The sequence below is a fragment of the Rhodococcus sp. Ni2 genome, from assembly GCF_021352185.1.
GTDB classification, from domain to species: Bacteria; Actinomycetota; Actinomycetes; order Mycobacteriales; family Mycobacteriaceae; genus Rhodococcus_F; species Rhodococcus_F qingshengii.
Genome location: NZ_WOXZ01000002.1, coordinates 389,839 through 403,085 on the forward strand (window position 1 = coordinate 389,839; position 13,247 = coordinate 403,085).

The following is a 13,247-nucleotide window of genomic DNA, read 5'->3' on the forward strand; positions in this document are numbered from 1 at the left end:
CTCGGATAGAGCTGTGTCAGCGAAGAGCCGCAAGCGCGTCGATACGCCCCGCGGCACCTTCCATGATGCTTTCGATCAGTTCCTTGCAGCTGGGCAGATCGTTGATCATGCCGACAACCTGACCCGAAGCAAGAACACCGGCTTCCGTGTTGCCCTCGACCAGTCCGGCCTTGAGCAACATCGGTGTGTTGGCTGCCATGATGATCTGCATCAGCGTGCGGTCACCCGACCGCTTCATCGCGAGACCGTCCTTGGCGAGGGTCGACCACTTCATGCCCGTCATGGCCTTGAACTTCGTGGCATTCTTGGCCGCGGCGATCAAACCGGTTGCATAGCTGGAACCTTCGAGGCTGTTGACCAGGTCGGTGTTGAGCACACGATGAGGCATGCCGTCGACCTTGCGGGAGACAGTCGTATCCGTCAGTCCGCGCTTGAGATACTCCTGTTTGACGGAATCGGGCACCGAAGAGTCGCTGGTGAGAAGGAATCGCGTTCCCATCGCGACACCGGCAGCGCCGTACGCCAGTGCGGCAGCCAGCCCGCGGCCGTCGAAGAATCCGCCACCGGCGATGACCGGAATATCGACCGCGTCGAGAACCGAGGGGAGAAGCAATGTCGTGGCCACACCGCCGGTATGGCCACCACCTTCGCCGCCCTGGACGATGACGGCGTCCGCGCCCCAGGATGCAACCTTGACCGCGTGCTTCGCGGCACCGATCGAGGGCACGACGACGATGCCGTGGTCCTTGAGCTTGGCGATCAGTTCCTTCTTGGGAGCCAACGCAAACGACGCGACCTTGACGCCTTCACGGATCAGCAGATCCGCGCGTTGCGGGGCGTCAGTGGCGTCGGCACGCATGTTGACGCCGAACGGCTTGTCCGTGAGCTGCTTCGTCTTCTTGATCGCGTGCTCGAGCTCGTCGTACGTCATCGTGGCCGAAGCCAGGATGCCGAGACCACCGGCGTTAGCCGTTGCCGACGTGAGGGCGGGACCGGAAACCCAGCCCATACCCGTCTGCACGATCGGGTACTCGACACCGACCAGTTCGGTCAGCGCGGTCTTCAGGGTGGGGGTCATGCCGAGACCTCACGGTCCCGGAGGTTGCGCGGATCGAGGGTTTCGCGGATGAGGTGAAGTTCTTCGGCGGTGGGGTCACGGGTGATACCGGCCTCGGCGAGTCCGGCAACCTCGAACGAGGTGTTCTCGGCTACCTCTTCGGCGGTGACGCCGGGGTGAAGGCTCAACGCGCGGAAGGTGTTTCCTGGTCCGCCGAAGTCGAAGACACCGAGGTTGGTGACGACGCGGGGGATGTTCAGGTACTTGTAAGCCGGGTTCTCGGGATCGATCTGGTCGTAGCCGACACCGCACACCACGTCGACCTTGTCGACGAACACTCGCTTGGAGTGCTTGGGGACGAAGTAGCTCGTCGCGTGGTTGATGGTGTTACCCGGGGCGCCGCGCACACCGAACATCTGACGCGTCGGCTGCTGAAGCGGGCCGAAGGCGGAGAGGTTCTGGTTGCCGTGGCGATCGAGCTGATTGGCGCCCATGACAACGTGGCGACGGCCGGAAGCGACGACGTCGAACACCTTGCGGAACGGCATCCATCCTTCGACGGGGCCCTTCGTTCCGACGGCCGGAGTGTCCTCGAGAATGAGGGCTTCACCATCGGTGATCAGCAGGTCGGGTTCGGTGGTGAGTCGAGCCAGGCGAGCGCCGATGGTGGACGACGTCGACATCGGGCTGGCCATGATTTCGCCTGCACCGGAGAAGATTTCAGCGCAAGCGAGAACAACGTACTCTGCGCGGGTGACGGTGGATTCGCTCATTTTGCCTGCTCCCCTGCCTTTGATGAATCGGCAAACTTCTTTACTGCGGCTTGGTAGTCCTCTTCGCTGCCGGAGAGGAAGGTGTCGACGAACGCCTGCCACGACTCGGGGGTCTTGGCGGACTCGGCGTAGTGACGCTGGAACTTCTCGTCGCGGCCGTAGCTTTCGCCGGCCAACGTGAAGTGCGCACCATTGGGTGCCTCGACGACGGCGTCGACCATCATGCGGTTGAGCAGAAGGTTCTGCAGTGGAACGGATTTGACCAGTTCCTCGGTCTCGACAATGCGTTCGACGGAGACGTAACGCTTTTCGGCGGCCATGCAGTACAGGTCGTCGAAGTACGGGTCGACACCGTTGTACGCGGCATTGCCGTGCTTGTCACCGAGATTGAGGTGAACGAAGGACGCATCGAGGTTGAGTGCAGGCATCGCGATCAAGGTCTCGGAGCGGCCGTCGGCCTCGGGGTACGGGGAGGTGACGGTCTTGAGTTCGTCGCCCCAGAAGTTGCGGACGTCCGAACCCAGGCCGGCGCGGATCGGGAGGAAGGGAAGGCGAGCGGCAGCTGCTTCGAGGCCGCACTTGACCATGCCCTCGTCCATCTCGCGGACTTCGATCTCACCGGCGGTGCGTGCCTTGGCAAACCACGGGTCGTAGAACGGCGCGGAGTCGAGGGACACGAAACCGTAGTACGCCTTCTTGACCTTGCCGGCCGAGCACAGCAGTCCGAGATCCGGTCCGCCGTAAGTGACCACGGTCAGGTCCTTGATGTCCGAACGCAGAATCGCACGAACGAAGGCCATCGGCTTGCGGCGAGATCCCCAGCCGCCCAAGCCGATAGTCATTCCGCTGCGGAGTTCGCCGACTACCTCGTCGAGCGACTTCGTCTTGTCACGCTTGCTAGCCATGTTTGTCTCAGCCTTCCTTCTGGGTTGCGTTCTCGCGCGGCTTGCCGGTGGCGACGAACTCGTCGCGGTGTTCGTCGGACACGCCGAGGAGGTTGAGTTCGAAGGTGTAGCCCTGCTCGAGGCGGTAGCTGCCCTTGACGTCCACCGGGTCGATGCCGTTGATGGCTTCCTTGGCGCACCGGATGATGCGGGTGTCCTTGGCGGCGATCTTCGCGGCGATCTCGCGAGCGCACTCGTCGAGCTTCTCGCGTGGGACCACGTCGTAGACGCTGCCGAACTGCTTGAGTGTGTGCGCGTCGACGCTCTGTGCGGTGTAGTAGAGCGTGCGCATCATGTGCTGTGGCACCAGCCTCGAGAGGTGTGTGGCAGCGCCGAGTGCGCCGCGGTCGACCTCGGGGAGGGAGAAGATCGCGTCGTCGGAAGCGACGATCACGTCCGCGTTGCCGACGAGTCCGATGCCGCCGCCGACACAGAATCCGTTGACGGCCACGACGACGGGTACAGCACAGTCGTAGACGGCCGCGAAGGCCGCGGCGCAACCGCGGTTGGCGGCGACCAGCGCGTCGAATCCCTCGGTGGCCTGCATCTCCTTGATGTCGACGCCGGCGTTGAATCCGCGTCCCTCGGCTCGCAGGATCACTACGTGAGTGTTGAGATCCTTGCCCGCGTCGAGGATGGCGTCGGCAAGCTCGAACCATCCCTTGGACGGGATTGCATTGACCGGCGCGTAGTCGATGGTGACCGTGGTGATGCCGGTTCCGTCGGAGGAGGTGCTGATGCCCATATCGGGATTCCTTACGTCTGTGTACCAAACCAAGCGATTGCTTGGTAAGTTAGCACACAAGCGGAGCCGACAAGCCCGAGCAGAGTGCATTAGGAGACAAATATGAGTGGATTGGTCGACGGACGCGTAGTCATCATCACCGGGGCTGGCCGCGGTATCGGACGTGCGCATGCATTGGCATTTGCTGCCGAGGGCGCCAAGGTTGTCGTCAACGACATCGGTGCGGGTGCCGACGGTTCCGCGACCGGTGAGAGTCCGGCCGAGCAGGTTGTCGCGGAGATCATCGCCGCCGGTGGCCAAGCAGTGGTCAACGGAGACGACGTCGCCGACTGGGCGGGCGCCGAGAATCTGATCAAGACCGCGATCGACACCTTCGGTGGCCTGGACGTACTCGTGAACAACGCAGGCTTCCTGCGGGACCGCATGCTGGTCGGTATGAGCGAGGGCGAGTGGGACGCGGTGATCCGCGTGCACCTCAAGGGGCACTTCGCGCCGCTCCGTCACGCTGCTGCCTACTGGCGCGCCGAGGCCAAGGCAGGCAAGACCGTCGACGCACGCATCATCAACACCAGTTCGGGTGCAGGACTGCAGGGTTCGATCGGCCAGGGCAACTACGCCGCGGCCAAGGCCGGCATCGCCGAGATGACCATCCAGGCCGCCGCCGAGCTCAAGAATTACGGAGTCAGTGTCAACGCGATCGCGCCTGCTGCGCGCACACGCATGACTGTCGGCGCGGGCGGGGCGATGGCAGAAGCGATGGCAGCTCCGGAAGAGGGCTTCGACGCCATGGCTCCCGAGAACATCTCGCCGCTGGTCGTCTGGCTCGGTAGCGCCGAGTCCAAGGACGTCACGGGCCGGGTGTTCGAGGTAGAGGGCGGAAAGATCACCGTCGCGGAGGGCTGGCGTCACGGCCCGAGCGAGGACAAGGGAGATCGCTGGGACCCGAAGGAGATCGGGCCCGTCGTGGCAACGCTGTTGGAGAAGGCGGAGATTCCGACGCCGGTGTACGGGGCGTAGGGCCTCCGGCCCCGTGAGTGGTTAAGGAGTGCAGGGACTCCTCAACCACTCACAGGCGGCGTGCCGCCTACGCGGGCGCCCGAACCACCAACACGGTGCCGGGGAACTCAGCTGCGAGTTCGCGCCGCGAATGCTTCACGCAGGCGGTGCCGTAGCCTTTCTTGCGAGATTCCGGCGCGATCCAGATCGCCACGTTCACCTCTTGGCCGTCGAGTTCGCCGAATACCAGGCCGACGCTCTTCGGGCCGTCGCCGGAAACGTCCTCGGCGACGAACCAGGCAGCGCTCTCGTCGTCGATCCGACCGAGACCGCCGACGCGCTCGGCTTCGATCCGATCCTCGCTCCACGGCTTGCCGTCTTCGCCGAGCTGCTCGGCCGAGCGAATCGTGAACAGTGCCTTGTCTTCTGCGCTGTCGCTGAACGGACGCAGGGTGAAGTTCTGCCCGCTGCTCGCGGGACGATCGAGCGTCGTCCATTCGAGAGTGGCGTCGAGATTCTCCAGCTCGCCCTGGATGCGATCGCGCGCTGCCTTGGTCAGTGCGCTGAACTTGAGGCTCAGAACTGCTTCGGCATTTGCTTCCGACGTGCCGAGGAGTTCCGCGACGGTGGTCAGTGCCTCCTGGTGGTCCTTGCTGTCGACCACTGCGTCCAGCACCTCGTGGCGACGCTCCAGCGCACGCACGAGGGCTGAGGTGATCTCGCGTCGGTCCAGGATTTGATCTTGAATATGCGTCGTCATATATGCGACTCCTTGCTGTGTTCGAGGCTCTGTCGAAACGCCGTGCGGACCGTACGAGTCAATAGTGCTCCAACTCGCCGGTTATGGCACGCGTTCAGCCTCCGGTGCGGCGAACGAGCCGTTCGTAGCGCTGGCGGGCGGCTTGAGTGCTTCCGAGTCCCAGCCCGAAAGCGATGTCCTGCCAGGTCATGCCCCGTTCGCGGGCAATCCCGAGGAACAGTGCTTCCAGCTGTTCCATTTCGGCTCGGGCCTTGGGGATCAGAGTCAACGCAGCCATGACGTCGGCATCGTCGACCTCGGGTTCGTTCGGCTCAGGTATGTCGGTTCCGCCCGCAAGACGAGCCACGACGCGCACCGCGCCGTAGGGCTCGAGCATCTCCGGATGAGATTGCCGCGCGCGCTGGCTTGGGGTCGCGCCGTGGCGCTCGCTGATTCGAAAGAGTCCGGCGTACTCGCGATGTGCGCGTTCGCGGCCGGAATCGATCGGTCTGAACTGGTCATCGGTCATGAACCCAGGGTGGCACGAACCCGGGTCAATGTAAACGTTTTGTTGTAAACAGTTCGTTTAACTCTTCAGTGGCTCGCACACGATGACGGGAATGACCCGGTCGGTCCAGGCCTGATAGTTGTCGAAATCCGGATACATCGCCCTCAACATCGGCCACAGCCGAGCGCGCTCGTCCTCGGCCGCGACGCGGGCTTTCATCGAGCGGATCCGAGACTTGATCTGCACCGTCACCACCGGGTCTGCCTTGATGTTGAGGTACCACATCGGGTTCTTCGGAAGACCGCCTTGCGACGCCACCAGAATCACGTTCTCGCCGTCCTCGAGGAACAGCAGCGGGCTGATCCGCTCCTCGCCGGATTTGCGACCGGTGGTGGTCAGCAGGCAGATCGGCAGCCCGCGAGGGAACGCGCTGCCGACCCGCCACTTGCTACCCAGCCGCCCGTCGGTGGCGCGATACATCGCGACGTTCGCCTTCGACATCCACTTGATGATCTTGACCGTCGCCGGAGCGTCGAGTCCCTTGGGTTTGGCTGGGGGAGTAGTCATCTCAGATACGCTCGATGATGGTTCCGGTGGCCAGTGCGCCGCCGGCGCACATCGTGATCAGAGCCGTCGAGCCGTTGCGACGCTCGAGTTCGTGCAGTGCGGTGGTGATCAGGCGAGATCCCGTGCTGCCGACCGGATGGCCGAGAGCGAGCGCGCCGCCGTTGACATTGACGTTGTCGAAGTCAGGTTCGTGAACCTGAGCCCAGGACAGTGCGACGGATGCGAATGCTTCGTTGATCTCGAACAGATCGAGATCGCCGATCTTCATTCCGCTCTTCTCCAGGACACGGCTGGTTGCCTGCACCGGTCCGTCGAGGTGGAATTCCGGTTCCGAGCCGACCAGCGCCTGGGCGATGATGCGGGCTCGCGGCTTCAATCCGAGCGCGCGAGCCTTGTCCTCGTCCATGAGCAGGACTGCGGCCGCGCCGTCGGAGATCTGGGAAGACGTTCCGGCCGTGTGAATCCCGCCTTCGAGGACGGGCTTCAGTCGGGCAAGGGACTCCGCCGTCGTATCGCGCAGGCCCTGATCGCGATTGACGACCTTGGTCTCGCCCGTGAGGTTTCCTTCCTTGTCGACCTGGGGTGCCGAGAGTTCGAGAACCTCGCGGTCGAAACGTCCTTCCTCCCAAGCCTGCTTGGCCAGCGCCTGCGAGCGGACGCCGAGGGCTTCGACGTCGTCGCGGGTCAGTCCGCGTCGACGCGCGATGCGTTCTGCAGCTTCGAATTGGTTGGGCATGTCGATGTCCCACGTCGCGGGTCGGCGCGGTCCGGCCTGATCGCCGACGTTGGCGCCGAGGGGAACCTGGCTCATGGCTTCGATGCCGCAGGCGATACCGGCGTCGATGGCGCCGGTGGCGATCAGACCGGCGATCAGATGGTTCGCCTGCTGGGCCGAACCGCACTGGCAGTCCACGGTGGTTGCGCCGGTCTGCCACGGAAGTCCGGCGTGCAGCCAGGCCGTGCGCGTGATGTTGTTGGACTGAGCGCCGGCCTGGGTGACGCAGCCGCCGATCACCTGCTCGATCAGCAACGGGTCGATTCCCGACCGGTCGAGAACTCCCTTTTGTGCAGCTCCGAGGATCTCGGCGGCGTGCAGACCGGCGAGCCAACCTCCGCGCTTGCCGATCGGTGTACGGACAGCCTCGACGATTACTGGTGTGCCCACAGCGGGCTCCTTTCCTTGTAATGAAAAAGTAGAACAGGTTCTCTGCGGGAAGCAAGACCTGCCGACGTTTCCTTTCCTAGTAAGCAGGCTTGTGTTTCAATGAGAGTAGAACGTGTTACACATCACGGATCCCCATCACCCCTGTGATGAAAAGGCTTAGGGCAGGAGACATCAGTGGCACAGCCCGCATTCCCCGAGGGAATCGACTTCACGGACCCCGACATCTACGCGGAACGCATGCCGTTCGAGGAGTTCGCCGAACTCCGGAAGACGGCCCCCGTGTGGTGGAATCCGCAGCCCCCGGAAATCGGTGGATTCCAGGACGAGGGCTTCTGGGTGGTCACCCGTCATGAAGAGGTCAAGGAAGTTTCGCAGCGAAGCGACATCTTCTCGACCCACGAGAACACTGCGATTCCTCGCTTCGCCGACGACATCCCGCGTGAGAACGTCGAGATGCAGCGATTCATTCTCATCAACAAGGACGCTCCGGAGCACACCAAGCTGCGCAAGCTGGTATCTCGTGGATTCACCCCGCGCGCCATCAACAGCCTGCGCGAGGAACTGACCGAGCGTGCCGAAAAGATCGTCACGACCGCGGCTGCCGGCGGTGCCGGTGACTTCGTGGTTCAGGTCGCGTCCGAACTTCCGCTGCAGGCAATCGCCGAGCTTCTCGGTGTGCCGCAGGAAGATCGAATGAAGCTCTTCGACTGGTCCAACCAGATGACGTCGTACGACGATCCCGAGTTCGACATCGACCCGCAGGCAGCGTCGATGGAGATTCTGGGATACGCGTACCAGATGGCGGATCAGCGCAAGAAGTGTCCCGCCGATGACATCGTCACCAAGCTCATCGAAGCTGACATCGACGGAAATGAGCTCTCCCCAGAGGAATTCGGCTTCTTCGTGATCCTGCTTGCGGTCGCGGGTAACGAGACCACTCGCAATGCCATCACACACGGCATGGTTGCCTTCCTCGACAATCCCGACCAGTGGGAGCTGTACAAGAAGGAACGCCCCAAGACGGCGGCCGACGAGATCGTTCGTTGGGCGACCCCGGTGACTTCCTTCCAGCGCACCGCGCTCGAAGACACCGAACTCGGCGGACAGAAGATAAAGAAGGGCGATCGCGTCGTGATGATGTACGCGTCGGCCAACTTCGACGAGGACGTCTTCGAGAACCCGACGAAGTTCGACATCATGCGTGACCCCAATCCGCACCTCGGATTCGGCGGCACCGGTGCGCACTACTGCATCGGCGCCAACTTGGCCCGTCTGGAAATCGATCTGATCTTCAATGCGATCGCCGATCACCTACCCGACATCACCAGGCTCGGGGATCCCCGACGCCTTCGCTCGGGCTGGCTCAACGGCATCAAAGAGTTTCAGGTTGATTACAAGACATCGGGCTGCCCGGTCAAACACTGATCCGGACATATACTGACCTGGTAACCGGCGAGTAGGTTCTGTGTAGGTTTTCGGGAGTTGCCTCTGCACTCTCGAACACGCAGAACTACAGTAGACGTTCCGGGGAGCCACTTGTTGGCAACCTGGAACTGCGGCGGCGTCTGCGGGATCCCTCATCTCCCGTAGGCGCCGCCGTTTGTAGTTCAATCTCCAATTCAGCCGCCGTACGGTTTGGTGATGGCTTCCAGGAAATGTCCCGACGGGTCGAGGAAGTAGACCCCACGCCCACCGTCGTTGGTGTTGAAGCCGGTACTCGACTGGCGCGGATCGGCCCAGTGATCCAGTTTCAGCGCCTGTATCCGCTGGTAGATGCCGTCGAAGTCATCCTCGGAGACGAGGAAGGCATAGTGCTGAGACGCAACCTCGGCGCCTTCTTCCACCTGTGCGAAGTCCAACGTCACGCCGTGCTCGAGTTCAACGCCGAGAAAGTAGCCGGCTTCGACCGGGCCTGGAAGGCCGAACATGTGAGTGAAGAACCACGCAGACTCTTGTCGGTCTTTTGCGGCGATGATGGTGTGATTGAACGAAATGGTCATGAGTGACCCCTTGCGGTACGACGCCTCCATGCCTGACGCAGTCCGTCATCGACACGCGACGTTGGGAACCAGGAAACCATTTCGAGCTTCTCGGTGCAAGTACGACAGGCTGATTCGAATACGACGAGCGCGGCCCCGGTCGATGACCGGGGCCGCGCTCGTACTGTGGGTTCTCAGGCTTTGCGTGCCGTCTTCATTGCACGGTCCACTTCCCAGAATGCTCGAAGCGACGCGATCTTGCCGTCGTCGTTCACCCGGTAGACGAACACGCCCTCGGCGTCGATGATCGAGCCGCCGATGGTGGTTCGGATCTTGCCGATGTTGACGTTCTCGTTGCCGCACACCAGGGAATCGTCGATCAGAAATTCGAGCTTGTCCGCGTTCGCGATCGTCATGTCGTAGAACTTGGAGATCGCTTCGCGCCCGTGATGGCCTTTGCCTTCGGGATCGAAGCCCGAAGGCCCGACCGGATCTTCCACCCAACCGTCCTCGGCGAAGAGGTCCAGCCAGGCTTCCTTGTTCTTGCCACTCGCTGCGGCGCGCGAAGCGTTACCCGCGACGCGGGCGGGGTGTTCGTCGGTCATCGCGGCTCCTCAGTTGATGTACTGCTCGGCGAATTTGCGCATCGAATCCTGCTTTGCCTCCAGTGGGGCATCGAATCCGATTCCGTCGAAAACCCAAGGCACGGTAATGATGTCCGTGACGCCGGCATCTTCGAGCTCTGCGTAACCGTCCTTGCCGAAACGGTCGATGCACACCGTCTGGATTTCGAACGGCTCGTTCTCGCGGCCGTACTCGGCGCGCAGTTCGCGTAGTCGTGCGATCACACCCACCAGGTCGTCGAACTTGATCATCGCCGAGGTCCAACCGTCGCCGACTCGCGCAGCACGCTTGAGTGCGACCTCGGTGTGGCCGCCGACGTAGAACGGAACCGGCTTGGTGGGGGCCGGGCTCATCTGCAGGCGATCGAAATCGAAGAACTCACCGTGATACTCGACCATGCCGCCGCCGAGGATCAGTTTGAGGACGTCGATCATCTCGTCCACACGTGCGCCCCGACGCTTGTACGGAGCGCCGCACCACTCGAACTCTTCCGGAGCCCAACCGATTCCGACGCCGAAGCCGAAACGGTTGTTCGTCAATGCCGCCACCGAACCGACCTGCCGCGCGAGCAGGACGGGATTGCGGCTACCCAGCTTGAGCACCTGGGTGTAGAACTCGATCTTCTCGGTCACCGCGCCCATTGCAGCCGCGGCGATGAGCGGATCGACCCAGGGGGTCTCGGCATTCCACATCCGAGACCCGTCCGGGGTGTACGGGTAATCCGCCGCCTGTGTTTCCATGAAGAACAGTGAATCGGGGAGAGCGATCGACGAGAAGCCGCATTCCTCGGCAGTTTTGGCGATACCGGCTAACTGGTCCAAGGGGTTCATGGCAACCCCGACGGTGTACTTCATCTTCGGCCTCTTCCTGATCGGCGTGTGTGCTGCTGCTTACGTGGTGGGACGTTCGGAGCCGACGACCCACATCGAGAAGTACTGCGAGCCACCGCCGTAGGCATGGCCGAGAGCCTTGCGCGCGTCGGCTACCTGGTGATCGCCGGCGCGGTGCATGACCTGCATCGCCGACTCGGCAAATCGGATCATGCCCGAGGCGCCGATCGGGTTGGAGGAGAGAACACCGCCCGAGGCATTGACCGGGAGCTTGCCGCCGATCGCGGTTTCACCTGCCTCGGTCAGCTTCCAGCCCTGGCCTTCCTCCGCGAAGCCGAGGTTCTCGAGCCACATCGGCTCGAACCACGAGAACGGGACATAGATTTCGGCGCAGTCGATCTCGTTCAGCGGATCGGTGATTCCCGCTGACTTCCACAGTGCTGCTGCAGCGTCACGGCCGGCTTGCGGATTGACCTGATCGCGTCCGGCATAGAAGGTCGGCTCGGTGCGCATGGCCGTCGCGTGGATCCACGCGACCGAACGACCCTCGGCCTCGACCTGTGCGGCCGCTTCCTCGTTGCCGATCACCAGAGCGCACGCGCCGTCAGAGGACGGGCAGGTCTCGTCGTATCGGATCGGATCCCAGAGCATCTGAGATGCCTGTACCGATTCGAGAGTGATGTCCGGCTGCCGCAAGTGCGCATACGGATTGAGGCTGCCGTTGAGCCGATCCTTCACCGCGACGAGGTAGCCGATGTGCTCCGGTGCGCCCGATCGACGAATGTACGAACGGACGTGCGGGGCGAAGTATCCACCGGCACCGGCGCCGACGGGCATGTTGAACGGAACCGGTACGGACAGCGCCCACATGGCGTTCGACTCGGACTGCTTCTCCCAGGAAACCGTCAGAACCCGCTTGTGGACACCGGATTTGACCAGGCTGGAGGCGACGATAGCTGTCGAACCGCCCACCGATCCGGCAGTGTGAACACGCAGCAACGGCTTTCCGTTTGCGCCCAGAGCATCCGACATGGCGAGTTCGGGCATCATCGAACCCTCGAACAGGTCGGGGGCCTTTCCGATGACGACGGCGTCGATGTCGTCCCAGCCGACGTTGGCGTCGAGCATCGCGGCGTCGATGGCTTCACGAACCAAGCCCGCCATCGAGACATCGTGACGCTTTGCGACGTAGTGAGTTTGGCCGGTGCCGAGCACGGCCGCGAGTTGAGGCGTTCCGGCCATCAGTTCCGTCCCTCCAAGACTGCTACCAGGTTCTGCTGCAGCACAGGGCCGCTTGTTGCATGGGCCAGAGCGCGATTCGCCTGGCCGTCGAAGATTGCCTTGGCGGCGTGGCCGATTCGTTCCAGACCACCGGCGAACAGTGGGTTGCCGCTGAGCGGACCGCCGGACGGATTGATCGTGGTGGCGTCGGTCAGGCCGATCGCTTCCTTCAAGATCAATTCCTGGTGAGTGAACGGTGCGTGCAGTTCGGCGACGTCGATGTTGCCGACCTCGCCGCCCGTTGCCGCCTTGGCTGCGGACGTAGTGGACGGTGAGGTGGTCAGGTCACGTGCACCCAGGTTGGGGGAGTCGATGCGATGCTCGAGTCCGGTGATCCACGCCGGCCGCTCGCAGAGATCGCGGGCGCGGTTACCCGAGGCCAGGACGATTGCTGCCGCGCCGTCGGTGATGGGCGCACAATCGTGTGCGCGCAACGGATCTGCGAGGAAGGGGCTGGCGAGAAGGGCCTCGATGTCGACCTCGCCTGCGAGCTGAGCCTTCGGATTACTCAGCGCGTGACGACGGCTACGAGCGGCAACCTCCGCCATGTCCTCTTGCGTCCACTTACCCGCGTCGAGTCCGAGTCGGGCTTGAAGTCCGGCGATCGAGACGGAGTCCGGCCACAGCGGAGTGACGAGGTACGGATCGAGCTGCATGGACAGGATCTTGCGCAGGTGCCCGGCGGAGGATTTGCCGAAGCCGTATACCAGCGCGGTCTCGACCTCGCCGGTCAAGATCTTGATCCACGCTTCGTAGAAGGCCCACGCAGCGTCCATCTCGACGTGAGATTCGTTGATCGGCGGGACCGCTCCGATGGAGTCGATGGCCGAGATGAAGGAGAACGCTCGTCCGGCCAGGTAGTCGGAAGATCCGGAGCACCAGAAGCCGATGTCTGACTTGGTGATTCCCAGATCGCTGTAGAGCTGCTGGAAGCACGGGACGAGCATCTCGACGCCGTTGGTGGTGCCGTTGGTTTCGCGGACGTGGGGTGCCTGAGCAAAGCCCACGACTGCGATGTCTGCAGAAGTCATTTCAGGAG

15 protein-coding genes are annotated in these 13,247 nt (G+C 62.9%); 2 read left to right on the forward strand and 13 right to left on the reverse strand.

The annotated features are described in order from the left end of the window. Positions 1-16: 16 nt before the first annotated feature. The 4 genes from GN300_RS15425 to echA20 are packed head-to-tail and all read right to left on the reverse strand — an operon-like array spanning position 17 to position 3,519. Positions 17-1,078 (reverse strand): nitronate monooxygenase family protein, encoded by a 1,062-nt coding sequence (locus GN300_RS15425; protein WP_007734249.1) that lies wholly within the window; start codon positions 1,076-1,078, stop codon positions 17-19. Continuing rightward, positions 1,075-1,830: a CoA-transferase subunit beta gene (locus GN300_RS15430; RefSeq protein WP_003945796.1), complete on the reverse strand. Its 756-nt coding sequence runs from the start codon at positions 1,828-1,830 to the stop codon at positions 1,075-1,077. The genes GN300_RS15425 and GN300_RS15430 overlap by 4 nt, the downstream gene beginning before the upstream one ends. After that, a complete protein-coding gene (gene ipdA / locus GN300_RS15435; protein ID WP_003945662.1) occupies positions 1,827-2,735 on the reverse strand; it encodes a cholesterol ring-cleaving hydrolase subunit IpdA in 909 nt (302 codons plus the stop codon). Before ipdA ends, GN300_RS15430 begins: the two co-directional genes overlap by 4 nt. A 7-nt stretch (positions 2,736-2,742) precedes the next feature. Next, positions 2,743-3,519 carry a (7aS)-7a-methyl-1,5-dioxo-2,3,5,6,7,7a-hexahydro-1H-indene-carboxyl-CoA hydrolase gene (echA20, locus tag GN300_RS15440; protein ID WP_003945611.1) on the reverse strand — a complete coding sequence of 259 codons (777 nt, stop codon included), beginning with the start codon at positions 3,517-3,519 and terminating at the stop codon, positions 2,743-2,745. A 102-nt stretch (positions 3,520-3,621) separates the two neighbouring features. On the opposite strand from echA20, the gene GN300_RS15445 reads away from it, so the two are divergent. Continuing rightward, positions 3,622-4,536, forward strand: coding sequence for an SDR family oxidoreductase (locus GN300_RS15445; RefSeq protein ID WP_003945561.1), 915 nt, complete (start codon positions 3,622-3,624; stop codon positions 4,534-4,536). 67 nt (positions 4,537-4,603) lie between these two features. Here GN300_RS15445 and GN300_RS15450 read toward each other — a convergent pair whose 3' ends face one another. The 4 genes from GN300_RS15450 to GN300_RS15465 form a co-directional block, all read right to left on the reverse strand. Further along, positions 4,604-5,275: a GNAT family N-acetyltransferase gene (locus GN300_RS15450; protein WP_003945460.1), complete on the reverse strand. Its 672-nt coding sequence runs from the start codon at positions 5,273-5,275 to the stop codon at positions 4,604-4,606. A 94-nt stretch (positions 5,276-5,369) separates the two neighbouring features. Next, a complete protein-coding gene (locus tag GN300_RS15455) occupies positions 5,370-5,783 on the reverse strand; it encodes a hypothetical protein (RefSeq protein ID WP_042449485.1) in 414 nt (137 codons plus the stop codon). A gap of 57 nt (positions 5,784-5,840) precedes the next feature. Further along, entirely contained in the window at positions 5,841-6,329 is a 489-nt protein-coding gene (locus tag GN300_RS15460; protein WP_050655745.1) for a nitroreductase family deazaflavin-dependent oxidoreductase, read from the reverse strand. A 1-nt stretch (position 6,330) separates the two neighbouring features. Beyond that, complete coding sequence (locus GN300_RS15465) at positions 6,331-7,494, reverse strand: steroid 3-ketoacyl-CoA thiolase (RefSeq protein WP_003945509.1); 1,164 nt, start codon at positions 7,492-7,494, stop codon at positions 6,331-6,333. A gap of 174 nt (positions 7,495-7,668) precedes the next feature. Here GN300_RS15465 and GN300_RS15470 point away from each other — a divergent pair, with 174 nt between their 5' ends. Next, positions 7,669-8,919, forward strand: a complete 1,251-nt coding sequence (locus tag GN300_RS15470; RefSeq protein ID WP_007734267.1) for a cytochrome P450 — start codon at positions 7,669-7,671, stop codon at positions 8,917-8,919. Positions 8,920-9,113: 194 nt separating this feature from the next. On the opposite strand, the gene GN300_RS15475 is transcribed toward GN300_RS15470, so the two are convergent. The 5 genes from GN300_RS15475 to GN300_RS15495 form a co-directional block, all read right to left on the reverse strand. Next, entirely contained in the window at positions 9,114-9,494 is a 381-nt protein-coding gene (locus GN300_RS15475; protein ID WP_020906296.1) for a VOC family protein, read from the reverse strand. Positions 9,495-9,667: 173 nt separating this feature from the next. Further along, positions 9,668-10,078, reverse strand: coding sequence for a nuclear transport factor 2 family protein (locus GN300_RS15480; protein WP_007734269.1), 411 nt, complete (start codon positions 10,076-10,078; stop codon positions 9,668-9,670). 9 nt (positions 10,079-10,087) lie between these two features. Next, complete coding sequence (locus GN300_RS15485; protein ID WP_019746978.1) at positions 10,088-10,951, reverse strand: TIGR03619 family F420-dependent LLM class oxidoreductase; 864 nt, start codon at positions 10,949-10,951, stop codon at positions 10,088-10,090. A 36-nt stretch (positions 10,952-10,987) separates the two neighbouring features. Then, complete coding sequence (locus GN300_RS15490) at positions 10,988-12,169, reverse strand: thiolase domain-containing protein (RefSeq protein ID WP_007734272.1); 1,182 nt, start codon at positions 12,167-12,169, stop codon at positions 10,988-10,990. Beyond that, entirely contained in the window at positions 12,169-13,239 is a 1,071-nt protein-coding gene (locus GN300_RS15495) for a thiolase domain-containing protein (protein ID WP_003945801.1), read from the reverse strand. Before GN300_RS15495 ends, GN300_RS15490 begins: the two co-directional genes overlap by 1 nt. Between the last annotated feature and the right edge of the window lie 8 nt (positions 13,240-13,247).

Coding starts and splice junctions, on each gene's coding strand:
- GN300_RS15425 (WP_007734249.1), bottom strand. CDS start 1,078: ATGACCCCCACCCTGAAGACCGCGCTGACCGAACTGGTCGGTGTCGAG.
- GN300_RS15430 (WP_003945796.1), bottom strand. CDS start 1,830: ATGAGCGAATCCACCGTCACCCGCGCAGAGTACGTTGTTCTCGCTTGC.
- ipdA (WP_003945662.1), bottom strand. CDS start 2,735: ATGGCTAGCAAGCGTGACAAGACGAAGTCGCTCGACGAGGTAGTCGGC.
- echA20 (WP_003945611.1), bottom strand. CDS start 3,519: ATGGGCATCAGCACCTCCTCCGACGGAACCGGCATCACCACGGTCACC.
- GN300_RS15445 (WP_003945561.1), top strand. CDS start 3,622: ATGAGTGGATTGGTCGACGGACGCGTAGTCATCATCACCGGGGCTGGC.
- GN300_RS15450 (WP_003945460.1), bottom strand. CDS start 5,275: ATGACGACGCATATTCAAGATCAAATCCTGGACCGACGCGAGATCACC.
- GN300_RS15455 (WP_042449485.1), bottom strand. CDS start 5,783: ATGACCGATGACCAGTTCAGACCGATCGATTCCGGCCGCGAACGCGCA.
- GN300_RS15460 (WP_050655745.1), bottom strand. CDS start 6,329: ATGACTACTCCCCCAGCCAAACCCAAGGGACTCGACGCTCCGGCGACG.
- GN300_RS15475 (WP_020906296.1), bottom strand. CDS start 9,494: ATGACCATTTCGTTCAATCACACCATCATCGCCGCAAAAGACCGACAA.
- GN300_RS15480 (WP_007734269.1), bottom strand. CDS start 10,078: ATGACCGACGAACACCCCGCCCGCGTCGCGGGTAACGCTTCGCGCGCC.
- GN300_RS15485 (WP_019746978.1), bottom strand. CDS start 10,951: ATGAAGTACACCGTCGGGGTTGCCATGAACCCCTTGGACCAGTTAGCC.
- GN300_RS15490 (WP_007734272.1), bottom strand. CDS start 12,169: ATGGCCGGAACGCCTCAACTCGCGGCCGTGCTCGGCACCGGCCAAACT.
- GN300_RS15495 (WP_003945801.1), bottom strand. CDS start 13,239: ATGACTTCTGCAGACATCGCAGTCGTGGGCTTTGCTCAGGCACCCCAC.